Consider the following 21,593-nt stretch of genomic DNA (forward strand, 5'->3'; position numbering starts at 1 on the left):
ACCGCCAGCCAACGCACGGTCGCCGCCGCGCAGCAGCGGCAGGCCGCCGTGGCGCTGGAGGCAGCACAGGCAAAAGACGCAGCGCTGACCGTCGTCGCGCCGATCGGTGGCGTGGTCGAGTTCGGCGCCGCCGCGACCGGGGGCGGGATCGCCGACGACGCTGCGGACCTGCCGGCGGATGTCGCCGGGCTGCTGGGCGGAACGCGCGGGGGGACGGGCGGTCCCGTGGCCGTCGGTGCGCCGGTGGGGGTGGGGCAGACCCTGTTCACCGTCTACGACCTGTCGGGCTTCCACCTCCGCGCGGCGGTGGACGAGGTCGACGCCGTCCAGCTCGAGCGCGGGCAGCCGGTCCGGGTTTTCCTCGACGCCTACCCCGACGATGTCCTGGCGGGATCGGTGACGCGCGTGGCGGTCGGTCCCGGGCAGGGCATCACCGCTGGTGTGGTGTACCCGGTCGCGGTGGCCCTGGACGACCTGCCCTCCGACGTCCGCCCCCGGGTCGGGATGACCGCCTCCGTCGAGATCGAGGTGCGGCGGGTCCGCAGCGCCACGGTCGTGCCGGCGAGCGCGCTGGTCCGCCGTGACGGGCGCGACGTCGTCCTTGTCGTCCGCGACGCCGACGGGGCCCGTCGCGTCCGTGCCGTCCCCGTGGAGCTGCGGGCGGTCAGCGACGACCTCGCCGCCGTCGACGGTGACGTCGCAGCCGGTGAACGCGTCGTCGTTGCCGGCTTCGAGCAGGTCGAGGACGGCGACCGCCTGCCGTGAGCCGTTCGCCCCCGCTGACCGACGGTGACCCTGCGCTCGTTGAGGTCGTCGATGCCCACCGCAGCTACCGGCTCGGAGCGGGACGCGATGCCGCGGTGGTGCAGGCCCTGCGCGGTGTGTCGCTCGCCGTCCGCGCCGGCGAGTACGTCGCCGTCCTCGGCCCATCGGGAAGCGGGAAATCGACGCTGCTGAACCTGCTGGGGCTGCTCGACCGCCCCACCGCCGGGACGCTGCGGTTCGCCGGGAACGACGTTCGCCGCCTCCCCGACGCCCAGCTGGCGCGGTTGCGCAACCGGAGCATCGGGTTCGTCTTCCAATCGTTCCAGCTCCTGCCGCGGTTGACCGCCGTGGCCAACGTCGCGCTGCCTCTGGCGTACCGCGGCATCCCTCGCCGTGAGCAGCGCGACCGCGCCGCCGCCGTCCTCACCGCCGTTGGGCTGGGCGACCGGCTCGACCACCGACCGACCCAGCTGTCGGGTGGTCAGCAGCAACGGGTCGCGATCGCCCGGGCGCTGGTCGGCGAGCCGGGCCTGGTCCTCGCCGACGAGCCGACCGGCAACCTCGACACGGTCACGGGGGAAGAGATCCTGGGGCTGCTCGACCGGCTGCACACCGAGCGTGGCACGTCCCTGGTCGTCGTCACCCACGACGCGCGCATCGCCGCACGAGCGGCCCGCCGCATCGAGGTCGTCGACGGGGTGCTGGCGTGAACGTCGCCGCGGCGACCCGTGCCGCGCTGGACGCCGTCCGCGCCAACCGGCTGCGATCGGCCCTGACCACCCTCGGTGTCGTGATCGGGGTGCTGGCCGTCATCCTGCTCGTCGCCGTCGGGCAGGGCGCACGTCAGGAGGTCACCGCGACGATCGAGGACCTCGGCTCCAACCTCCTGCTGGTGTTCCCCGGCCAGGCCGACTTCGGTCAGGCACCGACCCGGTCGCGGTTCACCCTCCACGACGCCGAGGCGGTCGGGCGGGCGCTGGGCGACCCGGAGCGCGTCGCTGCTCACGTGGTCTCCGGGGAGGTCGTCCGCGCCGGGAACGCGTCGACGTTCGTCAGCGTGCTCGGGGTCACCGAGACCTTCCCCAGGGTGGTGACGCGACAGCTGTCCCGGGGCGCGTCGTTCACGGCATCGGACCTCGCCACCGGGCGGCGGGTGGCCGTCGTGGGAGCGGCTGCCGCCGACGAGCTGTTCGCTCGTGGTGACCCGCTGGGCAAGACGGTCACGGTCGCGGGGCTGCGCTTCCGCGTCACCGGGGTGCTCGAGCCGGTCGGGGGGAGCTTCGGACCGGACCGGGACGCGCAGATCCTGATCCCGATCACCGCGGCACAGCGGGCGTTCGGCACCGACCGGATCGATGCGATCTTCGTGCGGTCGGCGTCGACCGCCGCGATCGACGATGACGCCGCCCGGGTCCGCCACGCCCTGGCCCGGCGGTTCAGCGAGGACGAGTTCAGCGTGATCACCCAGCGGGAGCTGATCGGGGTGGTGGGTCGGGTCCTGGAGTTGCTCACCCTGGTGCTGGCCGCGATCGCGGGGATCTCCCTGCTGGTGGGAGGCGTCGGGGTGAGCAACATCATGCTGGTGTCGGTCTCCGAGCGGACCCGCGAGATCGGCTTGCGCAAGGCGCTGGGCGCCCGCACCCGTGACATCACGCTGCAGTTCCTGATGGAGGCCGTGGTGCTGACCGGCACGGGTGGGGTCGCCGGGATCCTCCTCGGCGTCGGTCTGGCCCGCCTCGCCGACCGCTACTCCCCGCTCCCGGCGGTCGTGACCGGCTGGTCGGTGGCTCTGGCCGTGGGCGTGTCGGTGGCGGTGGGGATCGTCTTCGGGGTGTGGCCGGCGCGCCGTGCCGGTCGCCTCGACCCGGTGGCCGCCCTCCGCCACGAGTGACCGTCGCACGCTGGATAGGCTCGGGCCGGGCAGACGACCACGGACGGCAGTCGAGACGGAGCCGGTATGGCGGACCAGGGCAGCGACCACGGACGGGTTGCGCTGGTTTGGGATGGGCCGCTGGAGTACGACTTCGGCGCCACCCATCCGCTCAAGCCCGTGCGTGTCGAGCTCACCGTCGAGCTGATCCGCGCGTTGGGCCTGTGCGACACCGACCGTGCGGCGGAGGTCGCGTCGGGGCCGTACGACGAGGACGAGCTGCTGCGGATCCACACCGCCGACTACGTCGAGGTGGTCAAGCGCGCCGGGGACGACCCGTCGATGCGGGGCGCCCGCGAGTACGGGCTGGGGCCGGGTGACAACCCGATCTTCCCCGGGATGCACCAGGCATCCATGGAGGTGTGCGCGGCGTCGAAGGAGGCCGCGCGGCTGGTGGGGGAGCAGGAGGCTGTCCACGCGTTCAACCCGGCCGGTGGCCTGCACCACGCGCTGCCGGAGCGTGCGTCGGGGTTCTGCATCTACAACGACCCGGCCGTGGGGATCGACTGGCTGCTGCGCAACGGCGCCGAACGCATCGCCTACGTCGACGTCGACGTCCACCACGGCGACGGCGTGGAGCAGATCTTCTGGGACGACCCGCGTGTCCTGACCATCTCGCTGCACGAATCCGGCCGGTACCTGTTCCCGGGGACCGGCTTCCCCAGCGACATCGGGGGCCCGGGCGCTGAAGGCTCAGCGGCGAACGTGCCGCTCGCGCCGCGGACGCCCGGTGACGTGTGGCTGGATGCGTTCGACGCGGTCGTGGAGCCGCTTGTCCGTGCCTTCTCTCCGGATGTGCTCGTCACCCAGCTGGGTTGTGACACCCACGTCACCGACCCGTTGGCGCACCTGGCGCTCACCGTCGACGACTACGCCGAGGTCGCCACGCGGGTGCATCGCCTGGCGCACGAGGCGGCCGGCGGGCGGTGGGTCGCGTTCGGCGGCGGCGGGTACCAGATCGTGACGGTGGTCCCCCGAGCCTGGACGGTGTGGTTCGCGGAGATGGCCGGCGCCAACCTCCCGGACGCGGTCCCCTCCGACTGGCAGGACCTCGCGCGTTCGCGGACCGGCCAGGACCCGCCCGACCGCTTCGACGACGGCCCCGTCGGGATCTCCGACGACAGCCGGGCCCGTGCCCGCGAGGACGCCGAGGAGGCCATCCGCTCCGTCCGCGAGCACGTCCTGTCCCGCCACGGCGCCGACTGACCCCACCCGGTGAGGACGGTTGCGGGCCGCGACCCTCGAGCGACCCGGGGGCCTGAACGCGCGGCTGGCGTTCGGTCCACGTTCGGCCCGACCCGGCCGGTCGACCGCCAGTTACACTGCCAGCGATGGACGAACTGCTAACGGTCTCCGAGGTCGCGGACCTGCTGCGTGTCTCCACCATGACCGTCTACCGCCTGATCCGCAGCGGGGAGCTCCCGGCGGTCCGGGTTGGCCGCAACTACCGCGTCCGTCGAGGTGAGCTCGAGAGCTACCTCGCCGGGCAGGTGGTCGAGCCGGAGACCGTCGCCGACGAGCGGTGAGCCGCCATCCGGGTCCGCCGGCGCGGTACGCGGCGGTCACCTTCCTCTCCGATTTCGGCCTCGACGACATCTTCGTGGGCGTCTGCCACGGGGTGCTGGCCCGCTTCGCCGCGGACGCCCGCGTGATCGACATGACCCACGCCGTGCCGCGCGGCGACGTGGCGACCGGCGCGGTGCTGCTGGCGCGAGCAACCACCTACCTGCCGGTGTCGGTTCACCTGGCGGTGGTCGACCCTGGGGTGGGCACCGAACGGCGGGGCGTGGCTGTGGTGGCCGACCGGGGGGATGTCCTGGTCGGCCCGGACAACGGTCTGCTGGTCCCCGCGGCGCGGGCGCTCGGTGGCGTGATCGCCGCGTTCGAGCTGGCGGATCCCCAGGCCCGGCTGCAGCCGGTGTCCGACACCTTCCACGGGCGTGACGTGTTCGCCCCGGCGGCGGGCCTGATCGCCGCCGGACACGACCCACGCACCCTCGGCCCGGCGGTCACCGACCTCACCGACGTGCCGACCGTCCCGGCGGCGGCCGTGGCCGGTGGTCGGTTGCACGCGTCGGTGACCCTGGTCGACCGTTTCGGCAACCTGCAGCTGGCGGCGTCCCCGGCCGACCTGGCTAGCCTGGGATCCGAGCTCGGTGACGAGGTCTTCGTCGACCACGGGGATCGTTCGTGGAGCGCTCGCTGGGCCCGGACGTTCGGGGACGTTGCGGCCGGTGACATGCTCGTTCACCAGGACAGCGACCGGGCTCTGGCGGTCGCGGTCAACGGCGGCTCTGCAGCGGCGCGGACGGGTGCCGCCCGCGGTGACGTGTTGACGCTCGCGCCGGCGTCGACGACCCCGCACGGCGGAGGCGAGACGCACCGGGGAGATGACGAGCGAGGATCGTGATGTGGCTGGCCGACGCGTTCTGATCACCGGGATCTCCGAGCAGATCCCGGGGAAGCTGGCCCGCGCGCTCGAACAGCGCGACGACGTCGAGTACGTCGCTGGCGTCGACGTCCGCGCCCCGCACGACGACCTGCGCCGCACCGAGTTCATCCGGGCCGACATCCGCAACCCCATCGTCACCCGCGTGATCACCGCGACCGGGGTCGACACGGTCGTGCATGCCGGTGTGGCACCGGCCCCGGGTTCGGTCGGCGGCCGCGCACGGATGAAGGAGCACAACGTCATCGGGACCATGCAGCTGCTGGCTGCCTGCCAGAAGGCCGACGCGCTCCGCACGGTGGTGATCAAGTCGTCCACCGCCGTCTACGGAAGCGACCACAGCGACCCGGCGCTGTTCACGGAATCCGCGACGCCGCGGGGCACGCCACGTTCGGGGTTCGCCAAGGACGTCACCGAGGTGGAGGGGTACGCACGCAGCTTCGGCCGTCGCCGCCCGGACGTGACCGTCACCATCCTGCGGTTCGCCAACTTCATCGGGGGCGGGGTCGACTCGCTGTTCGCCCGGTACTTCGCCCTCCCGCTGGTCCCGACCATCGCCGGCTACGACCCGCGGCTGCAGTTCTGCCACGGTGACGACGCCCTGGCCGTCCTGGAGCGTGCCACGGTCGAGGATCGGCCCGGCATCTACAACGTCGCGGGGGCCGGCGTGCTCTACCTGTCGCAGGCGATCCGCCTGGCGGGGCGCATCCCCGCCCCCGTCGCGCTTCCGTTCGCCACGCTCGCCGGGAACCTGGTCCGGCGCACCGGCCGGCTCGATTTCTCACCGGAGCAGCTGCGGTTCCTGCAGTACGGCCGCGTGGTGGATGTCACCAAGCTGCGCCGCGACTTCGGGTCCGTGCCGCGGTACTCGACCCGTGAGGCGTTCGAGGACTACCTGGCCCACCGACGGATCCGGAAGGTGGCGCCGTCGCCGACGCAGGCCTGGGACCGCGAGCTGTACGACTTCCTGCAGCGCCGCGCGGCTGCGCCCAGCGCGACCGAGACCGGCAGCACCGGAGAGGACCGCTGATGGCGGACACCGACGCCCAGGTCTACTCGATCGCGGAGCAGCGGGCCGCGCGGGTGGCGGGACGCCAACCGTCGGGGCAACGCGTCCGGTGCGGGGCGACCACCGCGGACGGTCGCCCGTGCCGCAACTACGCCGTGCGCGACGATCTGTGCCGGGTACACGCGGCGGCGCACGAGGACCCGCCAGCGGCACCGGAGCCGCCCCAGGACGGCGTCGAGCTGCTCGCGGGTCTGCGCGACGTCCTCGGCGACCGCTGGGTCGATCATGTCACGGCCGTGACCGACTTCCTGACGCGGCGGCTCAGCGGCGACTACCCGATCGACCCTTTCGGTTTCGACCGTGACCTGACCGAACACGTCCTGCTGCCGTTGCTCCGGCCGCTGTACCGGCGGTACTGGCGGGTGCGCAGCATCGGCCACGAGCGCATCCCCGACGGCGCCGCGCTGGTGGTCGCCAACCACGCGGGGACCGTCCCCGTCGACGCGCTGATGGTGAAGCTCGGGATCTACGACGAGACCGGACGCCACCTGCGCCCCCTGGCCGCGGACCTGGCGTGGCGGCTGCCGGTGATCGGTGAGCTCGCCCGGAAGTTGGGGAACACGATGGCGTGCGACGAGGACGCCACCCGGCTCCTCGACGAGGGGGAGCTGGTCGGGGTCTGGCCGGAGGGCTTCAAGGGGATCGGCAAGCCCTACCGCGACCGCTACAAGCTGCAGCGGTTCGGCCGCGGCGGCTTCGTCGAGGTGGCGCTGCGGACCTCGGCCCCGATCGTGCCGACGGCGGTCGTGGGCAGCGAGGAGATCTACCCGCTGATGTACAACTTCCGGACGCTCGCGCGGCTGTTCGGCTTCCCCTACTTCCCGGTGACCCCCACGTTCCCGTGGTTGGGTCCGGCCGGGCTGATCCCGCTGCCGTCGAAGTGGATCATCGAGTACGGCGAGCCGATCCCGACCCGTGACTACGGGCCGGACGCCGCGGACGATCCCATGGCGGTCTTCGACCTCACCGACCGCGTGCGCGACACCATCCAGCAGATGCTGTACCGCAACCTGATGGGGCGCCGCTCGATCTTCTTCTAGAACGCGAAGCTCTGGGAGGACGCCGGAGGGGCGGGCACGATGCCCGCCCCTCCGTGGGTGCGTGGTCCTGTCAGTGGCTCGTCAGCTTGTGGCGCAACCCCACCGCCGCGGCCATCGCGGCGACACCGACCAGGATGGCCAGCGCCCCGCCACCGGTACGCGGCAGGCTGATCGGAACCGCCGGCGCTGCGGGCGCGTCCAGTGCGGGCGCCTGCACCTGTTGGACCGGGTTGGCCGCGGCCGCCTTCACCCGGTTGGGCAGGAGGTTCAGGTCCAGCCCCAGCAGGCCGCTGCCGGCCGAACCCGCGGCGTTCAGCGGGTGCAGGTTGATCCCGAACGCCGAGACCGACGCTTCGGACGACGAGCCGTCCTCCGCGACGTGCGTGGTGCCCTTCCCGGGCATGGTGGCCAGACCCGCCGACGCGATGATGTCGGTCAGCGTGGACGTCACATCCGACAGGAGGGTGTTGAGTCCGAGCTCCCCGAGCGGGATGATCTCCTGGTTGACCTTCAGGGTGTCCCCGGTGACCTCGATCAGGCTGTTGTCGGCGAGCCTCACCGAGATCACCTCGGTGACGGTGTCGGCGAACGCCCCGCCCGGCTCACCGTTGGTCCCCGCCACCGAGCTGTACTGGAACGTCGGGACCTCGACCAGGCCTCCGAGGAGCTCGAGGTTCACCAGCCCGGAGACGGCGCGGGACACGACCTTGCCCTCCTCGGTGTTGACGGTCGAGCGACTCCACAGCTTCGTGGCCTTGACCAGGTCGACCGTGGTGACGTCGGGGACGGTGAGCAGGTCCTGCACCGGGTCGATGTTAAGTGGGACCCCGGTGACCTTGGTGACCTCTCCCTCGATCACGTCGAGCTGACCGTTGAGGGTGCCGACCAGGCCGTTGACGGTGCCGGTGGCCTGGTCGACGGCGCCCTGGAGGGTCTGTTGGACCTCGGCGGGGACCGGTGAGCTGGCGGTGAACAGGGGCGCGAGCGACACCGTCAGGTGGGCGAGCTCCGAGTAGGCGTTCGACACCTGGTTGGCGGGGTCGGCGGTGTACTCCATCGTCCCCACGCCGACGTCCACCACGCCACCGAGGAGCTTCTGCTCCGCGAGGACCTTGCGGTCGGTGGTCTTCCCGCTGCTGTCCCCGATCGACTCGTTGCCTAGGGTCCCCTTGAGCAGGGTCGACGTGGCGTTCGCCACCGTGTTGCTCAGCTGAGAGATCGTCGACGACACCCGTGTGTCGAGGGTGGCTCCCCCGCCGAGCGCGCCCAGCAGCGCCTGCGGGGCCGTGATGCTCAGGTCCAGCGTCAGCGCTTCGGCGGAGCCGGAGAAGACGCCCGGTGCGCCGGCCGCCGCGCCAGCCCCAGGCGCAGTGAGTGCGATCGCCGTGGTGGCGGCGACCATCGTGGTGGCGGCACGGCGCCACGTGGCCTTCTGCATGCGTATCGCTCCTTCGTGGTGACGCCCGGTGGCGTGTCTCCGGCTGCCCGGAGCTCGGCGTCGGTGGCGTCCATGTCCGTCCGGCATGTCCCTGCACTGACCAACGCAGCCGGAGAAACGACGCATCGTGGGCGGGGTCACGCGGCCGACCCTGCGGCGTGCGGTGAGCGCATGCGACCGCGCGTGGCGGCGCGGTCACGTCTGGCTGCCGAGCCAGTCCAGCCCGCCGAGCCAGTCGAGCCGGGCGGCGGCGACATCGTCGGGCGCCGCCGGCGCAGAGGACGGGGCGTGGTCGGGGTGGTCGTCACATCCCCCGAGGCGGCGCCGTCCGCGTGACTCAGTCGAACAGCAGGTGATCGATGCTCGGCGGTTCGGGGCCGCCCAACGGCGGGGCCGGGGTTGCCACGGGGACGGAGGGCGGCTCGATCGGGACCGCGGGCGGCTGGTCCGTGAGCGGCGTGTCGTCGTCGGACGGCAGCGCCGGGTCGTGCGCGGGCAGCGACGGATCGCTGACGCTCACCGACATGTCCGGCGTCTGGTCCGAGGTGGTGGGATCCGCGGCGTTCCGCGACGACCTGGCGTCGACGGCCTTGGTGGCAGCGTCGCCGGCGTCGGAGACCGCACCGGCCCCGGTCGTCATCGGCGTGCAGCACCCGGCCGCGGGGACGGGCGGGCCGTCGCCGAACATCGTGACGGGACCGTCCGTGCACGGCAGGCACCCGCTCAGCACGAGCGCGCTGGTCTGCACCTCGATCCCCCGGACCACCTCCAGGGAGCCGCGCGCGAACGGGACCACCTCGACGGGGAGCTCCCCGAGCACGTCGGTGAGCCTGGTCCGCTGCCGCTCCGTGAAGCCGACCACCGCCTGGAGCACGGCGGTGTCGCCGCTGCCGTCGTAGACGTCCAGGAGCGCCGTGGCACCGGCGCGGCTGGCGTCGTCCATGGCCGCCAGGGTGGCCACGAGCGTGTCGGGGTCGAGCGTGCGGGCGCCGTCGCTGATCTCGTCCAGGCGCCGCTCGGCGAAGGTGAGGCGCAGCTGACCAGCCTCGATATGGCCGTCTGCGAGCGCGACCCGTACGGACTCGGTGAACAGCTTGACGCCGTACAGCGCCTGGTCGGGCGCGGCATGCTGGGCGGCCGCTGCCAGCCCCGCACCCCCGATCGTCAACGCCGACATCGCCGACGCGACCGCGAGGGCCGCCGACCGGCGCCACCGCCCCAGCCGTTCGCCGAACGGTTCGGGCCTGCGGATGACCGGGACCTGCGTGGCTGCCTCGCGGATCAGCGTTGCGCGCAGAGCCCGGCGGAACTCCGGCCGGGGTGTCGCGACAGGGACGTCGTGCAGGGCCCTCGCGAGCCGGCGGAGCTCGGCGAGGTCGGGCGGCGCCCCGCCGTCGTGGTCGAGGGCGTGGGCGAGCGTCTCCACGGCCGCTGGCTCGTGGCCGCTCACTGCAGCCTCCCGGTCGCCGTTGCGATGCGTCGGACCGAGGTCCTCGGGCGAGGCCCTCCATGACAACGAGTGTGGTCGGTGCCGGTGACGCACGATCACCTCACCCCATCGAGGAACGCCGGGTCCTCGCGGACGATCGCGGCCAGGGCCCGGAGCGCGCGGTACTGCAGGGCCTTGATGGCTCCGTCCGAGCGTTGCATCGCGTGTGCCGTCTCCGAGACCGACAGGTTCTGCGTGAAGCGCAGGAAGAGCACCTCGCGGTGATCGTCCTTCAGCAGGTCCAGGGCGGTTGCGAGCAGCGTGGACAGATCCGAGGCCATCGCCGCCGCCTCGGGATCGTTTGACCCGTCGCCGGCGCGCTCGCCGACCTCGTACACGGGGCGGACCAGACGCGCCCGGGCCGACTTGAAGTGATCGGTGACGCGGTTCCGCGCGATCGTGGTGAGCCACGCGCCGATGTCCACACCCTGCCAACGGAAGCGTGGGATGGCCTTGAGCGCGCGGAGGAACACGTCGGAGGTGAGATCCTCGGCGAGGTGGCGATCGCGGACCTTGTGCAGCAGGAAACCGTAGATCTGGTCGACGTACCGGTCGTACAGCTGCGCGAACGCCTCGCCGTCGCCCTGTTGGGCTCGGCTGACGAGGTCGACCACCTCCGGGTCGAGCGTTCCCAGCGGCTTCACATCACCCCTCGTGTCCCGGCGCGGACGGGCGTCACCGGCTGATCACCAGCTGCACGACGGTCGCCGCGACGATCACCACGAGCAGCGCGATCAGCGCCATCGCCGTCCCGTTCCGCACCGCTCCTCCTGCTCCGGCCACCCGGACCGTACACAACGGAGAGTAAGCCACGGACTGCAGCGTGTAAGTCCCCCAACCGGACGGTTGTTGGCTACCCGCGGCGACTAGTCCTGCCGGCGCCCAGGCGGTCCCCGCGGGCGTACTCAAGCAGCCAGGAGTGGTATCGGCACAGCAGGTGGCGACCTCCAACGGTGGCGGCGTGCGAGTCGTGGCCCGTGGGAACATCCGCGTGAGCGCACCGCACACCGACGCGCAGCGGCCGCCGGACCGTCAGTCGGGTGGGGCAACCGCGACCGTCGGTGGCTCGCCTTCCTCGTGCTCCGGCTGCGGTGGGCGGTCGGGACGTCCCAGGACCTCCTCGGGGGGTTCCCCGTCGAGGAGAGCCAGGCACTTCTGCCGCTCCTGCTGCAGGTAGCCGACCAGCGCCGCACGGTCATCGAGGTAGCGGCGACAGTCGAGCTCCAGCGTGATCGGTCCCGAGTACCCGGATCGGCGCGCCGCCGTCAGGAACGACGCGATCGGGAGCACGCCGTGTCCTAGCGGGGCATGGCTGTCACGCCCCTGCCCGCGGTTGTCGGACACGTGCAGGTGCGCGGCCGCGTGACCGAGCTGCTCCCATGCCCGCTCCAGGTCGACGCCGGTGACCCCGAAGTGGCTCGTGTCGAGGACGAGGTGACGGAACTCCTCGAGGTGCTCCGGCTTGGTGTAGCGGTGGAAGCGGACCGGCCGTCCGAGGAGCGGGACGGGGTAGAGGTTCTCCACGCCCACCCCGGTGCCCAGCTCGGCGGCCTCGTCGTCGGCCTCCTCCACCAGCCAGTCGTGGAAGGCGGTCTGCCAACGCAACGGCGGATGCACGATCATCAGGTCCGCGTCGATCTCCGCCGCCAGCTCCAGTGAGCGGCGGGCCTTCTCGGTGGGGTCGACGCCGAACACGCGGCGGGTCAGCAGCAGGAACGGCCCGTGGACGACCGGGACCCGCGCACCCTCCCGAGTCGCGACCTCGAGCACGCGGTCGGGCTCCTGGGTGGCGGGGTCCTGGGTGACCATGAGCTCGACGCCGTCGTACCCGGCTTCGAGGATGACCCCCATCGCCCAGTCCAGAGGCCGTGCGAACAGCGGCCCCGTCGAGGCCAGCATGGTCGGGGTCATGTCTCCAGCGTAACGGTGGCGTGCCCGGCCCACGGCGCGGACGGTCGCGGACCGACACGCAACGTGACAGGGTCACCACCGTCGTCGGTAGGCTCCCCCCGCCCCGACCGGGACCTGGATGCCGTGCGCGATCACCACCCCCGGCCCGATCTTGCGGCGCGCCTGAGCGAGACCGCGGAGCGGCGGCCGGACCACGTGGCGCTGCGCTGGCAGGATCGGGCGACGACCTACGGCGAGCTCGACCGTCTCGTCACCCACGCCGCCGGTGGCCTGCAGCGGCTCGGGGTCGGCCAGACAGACCGGGTCGCGGTCATGCTGGGCAACACGCCGGCGTTCGTGGAGGCCTTCCTCGGTGCGCTCCGCGCCGGTGCGACGGTCGTTCCCCTCAACCCGGCGCTCACCGGCGAGGAGGTCGGCTCGATCCTGGCTGACAGCGGCGCCCACACGCTCATCGTCGGCGAGGCGGGGACACGCGGCATCGACAAGATCCGTTCCGTGGCGGGCGGGTCGGTCCACCACGTCGTCGTGACAGGCAACGTCGGCGCGCCGCGGGGCACCGCGACGTGGCGGGAGCTGGTCAACGCCCGACACCCGTACACGCCGGTCGAGCGCAGCCCCGACGACGTCGCGGCGCTGGTGTACACCAGCGGGACGACGGGACGGCCCAAGGGCGCGATGCTGACCCGGCGGAACCTCGCGGCGAACCAGGACCAGGTCCTCGCGACTCCGCTCGCCGTTCAGCCTGACGACGTCGTGCTGGCCGTGCTTCCCCTGTTCCACATCTACGCGCTGAACGTGGGGCTGGGAAGCGCAGTGCGGATCGGGGCCACGATCGTGCTGACCGAGCGCTTCGATCCTTCTGCGACCCTCGACCTGATCGACCGTCACCGTGTCACCGTGGTGCTCGGCGCCCCGCCGATGTACCTCGCGTGGCTGAACACGCCGCGGGTGGCCGAGGCGGGCTGGTCATCGGTCCGAGTGGCGGTCTCCGGGGCGGCGCCGCTCCCCGCACCCGTGCTCGAGCGGTTCCGTGACGAGGTGGGGGTCACCATCTGGGAGGGCTACGGGTTGACCGAGGCGGGACCGGCGGTGACCACCACCGCCATGGGCGGGGTCGCCAAACCCGGGAGCGTCGGCGCGCCGCTGCCCGGCGTGGAGCTGCGGCTGGTCGACGACGCCGGCCGCGCCGTCGAGCCGGGCGACCCCGGGGAGGTCTGGGTGCGCGGACCCAACGTCTTCGTCGGGTACTGGGACGACCCAGCCGAGACGGCGGCGACCCTCACCCCGGACGGGTGGCTGCGCACGGGGGACGTCGGCATCTTCGACGCCGACGGTGACCTGCGCCTCGTCGACCGCCTCAAGGACCTGATCATCGTCTCCGGCTTCAACGTCTACCCGCGCGAGGTCGAGGACGTGCTGCACCGACACCCCGACATCCTCGCCGCGGCGGCGGTCGGGGTGGCCCACCCGTACGCCGGTGAGGCGGTGAAGGCGTTCGTGGTGCGCCGACCCGGGGCGGAGCTCACCGAGGACGACGTGGTGGCGTGGGCACAGGAGCACCTGGCCCGGTTCAAGTGCCCGGCGGTGGTCGAGTTCGTGGGACAGCTGCCGCACACCGCCACCGGGAAGGTCCGGCGCACGGTGCTCCGCAGCGAGCCGGCGTCGCGCCACGTCAACGCCTGAACGGTGGGGCGGCTGGCTAGGCGGCGGCTGGGATCCTCAAAGCGTCCCTGAGCCGGCTCCACGACGCGGTACGGTCCTTGCACGCCCCGGTCGTGAGGAGGCGACGCTGCAGCTGGGCTTCGTGGTGTCGGCGGCCGCCGCGGTGGTGGCGGCGCTGTTCGCCGTGACGCTGGTGCGCCGTTACGTCAGGCGGGGCCGGATCAACCCGGCGTTGCTGACCTGGGCGGTGTCGCTCGCGATGTTCGCCGTGGCCGCCACGGCCCTGGCCTACGGCGAGGCAGCCGGATGGTCCAGCGGATGGTTCCGGGTCTACTACCTGTTCGGCGGGGTCCTCGTCGTGCCGTGGCTGGCTCTGGGCACGGTGCAGATCGCGGCCCGCGACCGGGTCAACCTGCGGGTCCTCGGGGTGACCGCCCTGATCGTCGCGGTGGTGATGGCGATCCCACTGGTGGTGTCCGCCGAGCCGACGTTGTTCGCCACGGGCGTGGTGCTGTCGGCGCTGTGGGGTGTGCTGCTGCTGACCGCGGCGGGCGACGCAGCCCCCGCGGGTTCGATGGCGATCGTGGCGACGTTCACCGCCGTGGCCGGGTTCGCCGTCCTGGCGGCTGGCCTGGCCGGCCCGGTACCCACCACCGAGCTCCCGGAAGGCAGGGACCTGTTCGCCCCCGGCGTCCGCAGCTTCGCGGTGGCCGGCAACGCCCTCGGTGCGGTCCTGGTCGTGGTCGGGTCCGTCACGAGCGCGCTGCGCCTGCGTGGCCAGGGAACCCCGCACCTGGCCGTCGGGAACCTGTTGATCGCGCTCGGGGTGCTGGTGTCGGCCTCGGGTGGCGCGTTCGCGTTCCTGGGCGACACCGAGAGTCACGCCGTGGCGTTCGCCGTCGGCGTCTCCGTGATGTACGCGGGGTTCGCCCGCACCACACGCCCGCTGCCGGCGGCGGCCCCCCCGCCGCGGCCGGTCACCGGGAGTCGCTCCGGCGAAGCGCAGCGGCCGTGACGGTGGAGGGCTCGACGCCATGACGCTGACGCTGGGATCGGGACGGCGCCGCCGCCGCGTCACGGTGGAGGTCTACACCCGCGAGGGGTGCCGGTTGTGCGAGGAGGCCGAGGATCGCGCCGCGGCGGAGGCCCGGGGCGCGCAGGTCCGTCTGATCGACATCGACCAGGATCCTGAACTGCAGGCCCGGTACAACATCCGGGTCCCCGTCGTGGTCGTCGACGGCCGCGAGGTGGCCGAGGGGCGCCTGGAGCCGGGTGTGGTCCGCCAGGCCATCCGCTATGCCCGCCGCGGCCGGTGGGCCGAGTGGCGGCGGGCGTGACACCGGGCGCGGTGAGCGCTCACCAGGGCAGCGGACCGGCGTGGGCGGGGGGGCTCGCGGCGAGCAGGTTGCGGCAGCGACCGTGAACGGCGACCGCCGTGTCCCCGAGGCGACCGTCAGCCGGCTGCCGACCTACCTGGCGATCCTCCTGGAGCTGTCCGACACCGGTACCCGCACCGTGTCCAGCGACGGGTTGGCGCAGGCGGCCGGGGTCACATCCGCCCAGGTCCGCAAGGACCTGTCCTTCCTCGGCACCTACGGCACGCGCGGGGTCGGCTACCCGGTCCGTGACCTCCTCGACCACATCGGTGAGGTCCTCGGCCTGGACCGCGAGTGGCCCGTCGTGCTGGTGGGAGTCGGCAACCTCGGGCGTGCGCTCGCCAGCTACGGCGGGTTCGCTGAGAGAGGCTTCGAGTTCGTCGCACTGTTCGATGCCGACCCCGCACAGGTCGGGGAGGAGGTCGCCGGTCACCGCGTCGCACCGCTGGACGACCTCGAGGTCATCGTTGCACGCGACGCCGTCGCCATCGCGGTGCTCGCTGTGCCCGGCGAGCACGCCCAGGAGGTCGCCGACCGCCTCACGGCCGCAGGCGTCACCTCGATCCTGAACTTCGCCCCGACCCACCTCGAGGTCCCCGCTGGGGTGCGGGTGCGGAGGGTCGACGTCTCCACCGAGTTGCAGATCCTCGCGTACCACGAACAGCAGCGCCGCACACCCGAGCGCCCGCCAGGCCTCCGCATCGCGCCCCGCGCCGGCCAGCCAGGCTGACAGGTCCGCGTCCGCGGCGCGGTACGCTGTTCTGTGACCCGTCCGCGACGGTCAAGGGTGCCGTGTCGCTCCTCGTCCTGGGGATGAACCACCGCAGCACCGACTTCTCGCTGCTCGAGCGTGTCGCCGTGCCGGCCGACGAGCTGCCCAAGGCGCTGCGGTCGCTGACCGCCCTCGAGCACGTCGTTGAAGCCACCGTGCTGTCGACCTGCAACCGGGTCGAGGTGTACGCGCACGTCAGCCGCTTCCACGACGGCCTGGCGGAGCTGCTGAGCTGGCTCGCGGGCCGGGGCGACCTGGCGGTGACCGACCTCGACGGCGTGCACTACGGCCACTACGACGAGCGCGCCGCCGAGCACCTGTTCGCGGTGGCGTCCGGCCTGGACTCGCTGGTCGTGGGCGAGCAGCAGATCGCCCTCCAGGTGCGTGAGGCCGCCAAGGCCGCCAAGGACGAGGGCGCGGCCCGCCGCGTGCTGCAGCGGTTGTTCGACCAGGCGCTGTACGTGTCGCGGCGCGTCCGCGGCGAGACCGACATCACCCAGGGCGTGGCGTCGATGGTCGACGTCGGCCTCGACGCGGCCGCCGACCGTGCAGGATCGCTCGCCGACCGCACGGTCCTGCTGGTCGGTGCGGGAACGATCGGGTCGCTGACCGCGGAACGGCTCGTCCGCGACCGGGCGGGCCGCATCCTGGTACGCAACCGCACCACCGAGCGCGCCGACCGTCTCGCCCGCCGCGTCGGCGGTGAGGTCGTCGGCGACGGCGCCCTGCGCCAGGCGCTCGCCGCGGCCGACGTCGTCGTGTGCTGCACGGGGGCGTCCGCGCACCTGCTCGACGCGGACCTCGTCGGCGGGGCGGTCGAGGGCCGTGACCGCCCGCTGGTCGTCGTCGACCTGGCCATGCCACGCAACGTCGACCCCCTCTGCGGTGACCTGGCCGGGGTGACGCTGATCGACCTGGAGACGATCCGAGAGGTGGTCGACCGTTCGGTCACCGGCGACGTCGTCGTGGAAGCGACCGCGATCGTCGCGGACGAGGCCGCCCGCTTCCGCGCCTGGCTCCAGGCTGTCCGGGTCGAACCGACCATCCGGGCGCTACGCCAGCGGGCGGAGTACGTGCGCACCGGCGAGCTCGGACGGCTGTCCAGCCGGCTCGCGGGTCTCGACGACCGCCAGCGTGAGGCGGTGGAGGCGTTGACCCACGGCATCGTCAACACGTTGCTGCACGATCCCACCGTCCGCTTGAAGGCGCTCGCTGATCGAGGCGGTGCCGAGCACTACGCGATCGCGTTGCGCGACCTGTTCGACCTCGACGAGTAGCGCGCGGATGTGGCGCATCGCGACACGTCGCAGCGCCCTCGCCCGCGCCCAGTCGCAGCAGGTCGCGGATGCGCTGGCCGCCGCCACCGGTCGACCCGCCGAGCTCGTGCCGCTGTCCACCACCGGCGACGATCACCCCGACCGGGCGGTGCAGGCGTTCGACGCCAAGGGGCTGTTCGTCGACGGGGTCCGCCAGGCCGTCCTCGACGCACACGCCGATTGCGCGGTGCACTCCTACAAGGACCTGCCGACCGCCACCGCACACGGCCTGGTCGTCGCGGCGGTGCCCCGACGTGAGGACCCCCGTGACCTGCTGGTCACACGCGGAGGAGAGCGGCTGTCGACGCTCCGCCGCGGCGCCACGGTCGGGACGTCCAGCGCGCGTCGGCGGGCCCAGCTGCAGCGCGCCCGCCGGGATCTCCTCGTCCAGCCACTCCGCGGCAACCTCGACACGCGCCTGCGGCGCGTCGCGGACGGCGACCTCGACGCCGTCGTGGTGGCCGTCGCGGGCGTGCGTCGCCTCGGTCCGATCCAACTCGACGTCCAGGCGGTGGCGCTCGAGCACGGCGAGTGCCTGCACGCTCCGGCGCAGGGAGCGCTGGCGATCGAGTGTCGCGACGACGACCCCGACACGCGTGCTGCGCTGGCGCTCGTCGACGACCACGACACCCGGCTGGCCGTCCGAGCGGAGCGCGCTCTGCTGGCCGCACTCGAGGGGGGGTGCACCGCCCCGATCGGGGCGCACGCCGAGCTCACCGCCGACGGACTGGAGCTGCTGGGCATGCTCGCCGACCCGACGGGGACGACGCTGCTTCGCGCCAGCCACCGCGCCGGGCGCCACGCCGGCGACGAGCTCGCCTCCGTCGTGGCCGACATGCTGCGTGCCCGTGGCGGTGATGCCGTCCTGGTGCGGCTGGCAGCCGCCCGGCGCCGCGTGCCGATGGGTGGCCCGTGACCCGCGACGGACCGCTGGCTGGCGTGTCGGTCCTGGTGACGCGAGCCCCGGAGCAGGCCGGTGAGCTGTCGGCTCAGATCCGGGCGTTGGGTGGTGAGCCGGTGGAGGCCCCGACGATCGTGATCCGGCCAGGTGACCGCACCGCGCTGCTGGATGCGCTGCGTCAGGTCGCCGCACAACGCTTCATCGCCGTGTGCTTCACCTCCCCCAACGGCGTTTCGGCGGTCGCCGCCGTCGTCGAGGAGGCACGGCTCGGCCGCGGGTTCCTGGCCGGCGTGCGCGTCGCCGCGGTCGGACCCGCCACCGCCGCAGCGCTCCGCGAGCAGCTGGGCATCGAACCCGACCTCGTGCCCGACACGTCGACCACCGACGCGCTGGGTGAGGCCTTCGCCGCCGGAACCGGGCGGGTGCTGCTGCCCCGCGCCGACATCGCGTCGGACACCCTCCCGCGGGTGCTGAGCGCCCGCGGCTACGAGCCCGTCACGGTCGACGCGTACACCACCGCCCCGCCGGAACGTCTGACGCCTGGGGTGGCCGACCGGCTCGCGGCGGACATCGACCTGCTGGCGTTCACGTCGTCATCGACCGTGCGGAACTTCGTCCGGCTCGTCGGCGACCTGCCGTGGCGCGGCCGCGTGGTCACGATCGGGCCGGTGACGTCGACCACATGCCGGGAGCTCGGCATCGAGGTCGCCGAGGAGGCCGCCCGCCACGACCTCGATGGCCTGGTCGAGGCGCTGATCCGCGCGGCCGCGACGGTGCGTTCGTCACGATCGGGGCCGGCTGACGGGCCGTCGGGTGCGGCCGGCCGTCGCGGGGTCCGGGGTCGTTAGACTCGGGCCGATGACCTCCCCCGGCTTCCCAGCGGTCCGCCTGCGCCGGTTGCGTCGTACCCCGGGCCTGCGCCGGGCCTTCACCGAGACCCGTCTGCACCCGGCGGATCTGGTCGCCCCCGTGTTCGTCAAGGACGGCATCGACCGGCCCGTCCCCGTCGACACGATGCCCGGGGTCGTGCAGCACTCCCGCGACAGCGTCCGGGCCGAGGTGAAACGGCTGCATGCGCTGGGCGTCTCCAGCTTCATCCTGTTCGGCGTCCCCGCCGCCAAGGATGCACAAGGTTCTGGCGGCTGGGATCCGACCGGGCCGGTCCCCGCAGTGCTGCGGGCGTTGCGTGACGATCTCGGTGACGAGGTCGTGCTGTGGGCCGACACCTGCCTGTGTGAGTACACCGACCACGGCCACTGCGGGCCGCTCACCGCCGACGGGCAGGTCGACAACGACGCGGCGGTCGCCGGGTACGTCCGCCAGGCCGTGACCCAGGCTGAGGCCGGCGCCGATCTCGTCGCCCCGTCGGGGATGATGGACGGGCAGGTGGCGGCGATCCGTGACGGGTTGGACGTGGCCGGGCACGCTCGCGTGGGCATCGTGGCGTACGCCGCGAAGTTCACGTCAGCGTTCTACGGACCGTTCCGCGACGCCGCCGAGAGCGCCCCGGCGTTCGGCGACCGCTCCGCGTACCAGGAGCCGCCCGCCAACCGTCGAGAGGCTCGCCGTGAGGTCGCGCTCGACGTCGCGGAAGGCGCCGACGTGGTGATGGTCAAGCCCGCGTTGCCCTACCTCGACGTGGTCGCGGACGTCCGCCAGCGCTACGACCTGCCGGTCGCCGCCTACCACGTGTCCGGTGAGTACGCGATGATCAAGGCCGCGGCCGACCGCGGCTGGATCGACGGGGCGCGGGCGATGCACGAGGCGGTCGTGGGGATCCGCCGCGCCGGGGCGGACCTGGTCCTCACCTACGCCGCGGGTGAGATGGCGCAGGCGCTGCAGGAGGGATGAGCTGTGAACGTGTTGTACATCGTCAACCGTGGTGTGGGCGACCCCACCGGGGCGTCCGTGCCGTTGCATCTGGCCGCCAACGGATCGCTGGAGGAGGGCCAGGACGTCTCCGTGGTCCTCGCTGGTGACGCCACCGACCTCGCGCGGCCGGGGACGCGCGAGGAGCTACAGGGTGTCGCCGTCCCGGCGCTGCGCGACCTGTTCGCCAAGCTCGTCGAACACGACGTCCCCGTCTACGTCTGAAAGGCGTGCGCGGTCGCCCGTGCGGTGACCGACGACGACCTCGCCGCGATCAACGGCACGTGGGTGTCCCCACCGGACGTGGCGCGCCTCGTCGCCGACCACGACCGGGTGCTCACGTTCTGACCCGCCATCGGCGGGCACGTCGGCGCCGGCCGGTGGACAACGCGGAGACGAACCCCGCGAGCTCGGCCTCCACCCCGTCGGTGTCCACGTTCCAGCACTGCACGTGGCCGGCGTGGGGCACGCGGACGTAGCGGACCAGGTCGGGGCGCCGCCGCGCGAGGGCGTCGCTCGCCGCCACCGGGACGTGATCGTCCGCGGCGCCGTGCACCAGCAGCAGTGGATGACGCAGGTCGCCGGCGTGGCCGGCGTGGTCCAGGTCCCTCCAGTCGATCCCGGCCCGCATCCTCGAGATCGCCATCGTTGCGGGCACCACGACCGGCAGCAGCGGGCGTGGCACGCCGGCACGCTGTGCGCTGCGCCACAGCACCGGTGGCCACTGCAGCACCGGCGCCTCGAGGACGAGGCCCGTGACCGCGTCCGCGTGCGCCGACCGCCGCAGGAACGACAGCACCGCTGTGCCGCCCATGCTGAAGCCGACCAGTAGCAGATCACGCGCGCCGTGCGCCAGGGCGTGGACCACGGCTCCCTCGACGTCCTGCCACTCGGTATCGCCCAGGTGCGACAGACCGTCGGCGCTGCGGGGCGCATCCGCGTCGTTGCGGTAGCTGATCACCAGGCTGGTCAACCCCTGCGCAGCCAGCGTCGGGACGTAGCGCAGGCCCTCCGTGCGACGTCCGCCGCGGCCGTGCACCACCACCGCCCAGGTGCCGGTCGGCACCGTCGACGGGGCGGGCTCGATCCGCCATGCCGGGAAGACGCCGGCGGGGGAGTGGTAGGTCACGTCCTCCCACGGCAGGTGCAGGGTTCGCGGGTCGGCCGGCCAGGCGTGCGCGTCCAGGACGCCATCTCCGGGGCTGGGATCGCCGGTCAGCAGCCGGAACGGGCGCACCACGTCGCCGTCGGTGTTGCCGGGCGCGCCGGGACCGACCTGCCCGTACCCGCGTGACAGCGACAGCCCCCACCGGCCGGGCCATCCCGCGGCCGGCCCGGTGAGGGTGACGGTGTGGTCGTCGATCGCGACCACCCGCACGGCCGCCTCCGGATCGGCGTCGTCCTCCGGTCGGCGGGCGCGTTGCGGTTGCAGGACGCGATCCGCGAACCGCCAGCCGGCCGCACCGGCGGCTCCGACCACGGCGGCACCGACCGCGGCCGACAGCGCCCGTGCGGTCCCCACCACCGACAGGCCTCCCACGTCGCGATGGCGGCAGGGTAGGTGACGCCACGTTGCCAGCGGTAGCGCGCACCTCGCAGTGCCGAC

At 73.0% G+C, this 21,593-nt stretch carries 22 protein-coding genes; 17 read left to right on the forward strand and 5 right to left on the reverse strand.

Going from position 1 to position 21,593, the window contains the following annotated elements; all coding sequences use genetic code 11:
• The 8 genes from M3N57_00825 to M3N57_00860 all read left to right on the forward strand — a co-directional run.
• A partial coding sequence (locus tag M3N57_00825; protein MDP9021250.1) for an HlyD family efflux transporter periplasmic adaptor subunit occupies positions 1–765 on the forward strand: 765 nt, incomplete at its 5' end.
• 14 nt (positions 766–779) lie between these two features.
• Positions 780–1,475 carry an ABC transporter ATP-binding protein gene (locus M3N57_00830; GenBank protein ID MDP9021251.1) on the forward strand — a complete coding sequence of 232 codons (696 nt, stop codon included), beginning with the start codon at positions 780–782 and terminating at the stop codon, positions 1,473–1,475.
• Positions 1,472–2,656, forward strand: coding sequence for an ABC transporter permease (locus tag M3N57_00835; GenBank protein ID MDP9021252.1), 1,185 nt, complete (start codon positions 1,472–1,474; stop codon positions 2,654–2,656). Before M3N57_00830 ends, M3N57_00835 begins: the two co-directional genes overlap by 4 nt.
• Positions 2,657–2,722: 66 nt before the next feature.
• Positions 2,723–3,901, forward strand: a complete 1,179-nt coding sequence (locus M3N57_00840; GenBank protein MDP9021253.1) for an acetoin utilization protein AcuC — start codon at positions 2,723–2,725, stop codon at positions 3,899–3,901.
• A gap of 125 nt (positions 3,902–4,026) precedes the next feature.
• The gene (locus M3N57_00845) at positions 4,027–4,221 is read left to right on the forward strand and encodes a helix-turn-helix domain-containing protein (protein ID MDP9021254.1); all 195 of its coding nucleotides are present in this window, start codon (positions 4,027–4,029) and stop codon (positions 4,219–4,221) included.
• Entirely contained in the window at positions 4,218–5,105 is an 888-nt protein-coding gene (locus M3N57_00850) for an SAM-dependent chlorinase/fluorinase (protein MDP9021255.1), read from the forward strand. The genes M3N57_00845 and M3N57_00850 overlap by 4 nt, the downstream gene beginning before the upstream one ends.
• Before the next feature lies 1 nt (position 5,106).
• A complete protein-coding gene (locus M3N57_00855) occupies positions 5,107–6,174 on the forward strand; it encodes an NAD-dependent epimerase/dehydratase family protein (GenBank protein ID MDP9021256.1) in 1,068 nt (355 codons plus the stop codon).
• Entirely contained in the window at positions 6,174–7,253 is a 1,080-nt protein-coding gene (locus M3N57_00860; GenBank protein ID MDP9021257.1) for an acyltransferase family protein, read from the forward strand. Before M3N57_00855 ends, M3N57_00860 begins: the two co-directional genes overlap by 1 nt.
• Before the next feature lie 70 nt (positions 7,254–7,323).
• Here M3N57_00860 and M3N57_00865 read toward each other — a convergent pair whose 3' ends face one another.
• The 4 genes from M3N57_00865 to M3N57_00880 form a co-directional block, all read right to left on the reverse strand.
• Positions 7,324–8,691 (reverse strand): hypothetical protein, encoded by a 1,368-nt coding sequence (locus tag M3N57_00865; GenBank protein MDP9021258.1) that lies wholly within the window; start codon positions 8,689–8,691, stop codon positions 7,324–7,326.
• Between the two features lie 337 nt (positions 8,692–9,028).
• Positions 9,029–10,141 (reverse strand): DUF5667 domain-containing protein, encoded by a 1,113-nt coding sequence (locus tag M3N57_00870; protein ID MDP9021259.1) that lies wholly within the window; start codon positions 10,139–10,141, stop codon positions 9,029–9,031.
• A gap of 95 nt (positions 10,142–10,236) precedes the next feature.
• A complete protein-coding gene (locus tag M3N57_00875) occupies positions 10,237–10,824 on the reverse strand; it encodes a sigma-70 family RNA polymerase sigma factor (protein ID MDP9021260.1) in 588 nt (195 codons plus the stop codon).
• Between the two features lie 388 nt (positions 10,825–11,212).
• The gene (locus M3N57_00880; GenBank protein ID MDP9021261.1) at positions 11,213–12,091 is read right to left on the reverse strand and encodes a sugar phosphate isomerase/epimerase; all 879 of its coding nucleotides are present in this window, start codon (positions 12,089–12,091) and stop codon (positions 11,213–11,215) included.
• 123 nt (positions 12,092–12,214) lie between these two features.
• On the opposite strand from M3N57_00880, the gene M3N57_00885 reads away from it, so the two are divergent.
• The 9 genes from M3N57_00885 (at position 12,215) to M3N57_00925 (ending at position 20,212) form a co-directional block, all read left to right on the forward strand.
• The gene (locus M3N57_00885) at positions 12,215–13,774 is read left to right on the forward strand and encodes a long-chain fatty acid--CoA ligase (GenBank protein MDP9021262.1); all 1,560 of its coding nucleotides are present in this window, start codon (positions 12,215–12,217) and stop codon (positions 13,772–13,774) included.
• A gap of 121 nt (positions 13,775–13,895) precedes the next feature.
• Entirely contained in the window at positions 13,896–14,768 is an 873-nt protein-coding gene (locus M3N57_00890; GenBank protein ID MDP9021263.1) for a hypothetical protein, read from the forward strand.
• A gap of 19 nt (positions 14,769–14,787) precedes the next feature.
• Positions 14,788–15,090, forward strand: a complete 303-nt coding sequence (locus tag M3N57_00895) for a glutaredoxin family protein (protein MDP9021264.1) — start codon at positions 14,788–14,790, stop codon at positions 15,088–15,090.
• Positions 15,091–15,172: 82 nt separating this feature from the next.
• On the forward strand, positions 15,173–15,859 hold the full coding sequence (locus M3N57_00900) for a redox-sensing transcriptional repressor Rex (GenBank protein ID MDP9021265.1): 687 nt from the start codon (positions 15,173–15,175) through the stop codon (positions 15,857–15,859).
• A 62-nt stretch (positions 15,860–15,921) separates the two neighbouring features.
• Entirely contained in the window at positions 15,922–17,178 is a 1,257-nt protein-coding gene (locus M3N57_00905) for a glutamyl-tRNA reductase (GenBank protein MDP9021266.1), read from the forward strand.
• 7 nt (positions 17,179–17,185) lie between these two features.
• Positions 17,186–18,133: a hydroxymethylbilane synthase gene (hemC, locus tag M3N57_00910; GenBank protein MDP9021267.1), complete on the forward strand. Its 948-nt coding sequence runs from the start codon at positions 17,186–17,188 to the stop codon at positions 18,131–18,133.
• On the forward strand, positions 18,130–18,966 hold the full coding sequence (locus M3N57_00915; GenBank protein MDP9021268.1) for a uroporphyrinogen-III synthase: 837 nt from the start codon (positions 18,130–18,132) through the stop codon (positions 18,964–18,966). The genes hemC and M3N57_00915 overlap by 4 nt, the downstream gene beginning before the upstream one ends.
• Positions 18,967–18,976: 10 nt before the next feature.
• Positions 18,977–19,969: a porphobilinogen synthase gene (hemB, locus tag M3N57_00920; GenBank protein MDP9021269.1), complete on the forward strand. Its 993-nt coding sequence runs from the start codon at positions 18,977–18,979 to the stop codon at positions 19,967–19,969.
• A 3-nt stretch (positions 19,970–19,972) separates the two neighbouring features.
• A complete protein-coding gene (locus M3N57_00925) occupies positions 19,973–20,212 on the forward strand; it encodes a DsrE family protein (protein MDP9021270.1) in 240 nt (79 codons plus the stop codon).
• 112 nt (positions 20,213–20,324) lie between these two features.
• Here the strand turns inward: M3N57_00925 and M3N57_00930 are convergent, their stop codons facing one another.
• A complete protein-coding gene (locus M3N57_00930) occupies positions 20,325–21,527 on the reverse strand; it encodes a lysophospholipase (protein ID MDP9021271.1) in 1,203 nt (400 codons plus the stop codon).
• Between the last annotated feature and the right edge of the window lie 66 nt (positions 21,528–21,593).

Source organism: Actinomycetota bacterium, from assembly GCA_030776725.1.
Taxonomy (GTDB): Bacteria; Actinomycetota; Nitriliruptoria; order Nitriliruptorales; family JAHWKO01; genus JAHWKW01.

What these genes read in the sequence shown, in the direction of transcription:
- M3N57_00845 (MDP9021254.1), top strand. Translation starts at nt 4,027, where the DNA reads ATGGACGAACTGCTAACGGTCTCCGAGGTCGCGGACCTGCTGCGTGTC.
- M3N57_00860 (MDP9021257.1), top strand. Translation starts at nt 6,174, where the DNA reads ATGGCGGACACCGACGCCCAGGTCTACTCGATCGCGGAGCAGCGGGCC.
- hemC (MDP9021267.1), top strand. Translation starts at nt 17,186, where the DNA reads ATGTGGCGCATCGCGACACGTCGCAGCGCCCTCGCCCGCGCCCAGTCG.
- hemB (MDP9021269.1), top strand. Translation starts at nt 18,977, where the DNA reads ATGACCTCCCCCGGCTTCCCAGCGGTCCGCCTGCGCCGGTTGCGTCGT.
- M3N57_00895 (MDP9021264.1), top strand. Translation starts at nt 14,788, where the DNA reads ATGACGCTGACGCTGGGATCGGGACGGCGCCGCCGCCGCGTCACGGTG.
- M3N57_00840 (MDP9021253.1), top strand. Translation starts at nt 2,723, where the DNA reads ATGGCGGACCAGGGCAGCGACCACGGACGGGTTGCGCTGGTTTGGGAT.
- M3N57_00865 (MDP9021258.1), bottom strand. Translation starts at nt 8,691, where the DNA reads ATGCAGAAGGCCACGTGGCGCCGTGCCGCCACCACGATGGTCGCCGCC.
- M3N57_00880 (MDP9021261.1), bottom strand. Translation starts at nt 12,091, where the DNA reads ATGACCCCGACCATGCTGGCCTCGACGGGGCCGCTGTTCGCACGGCCT.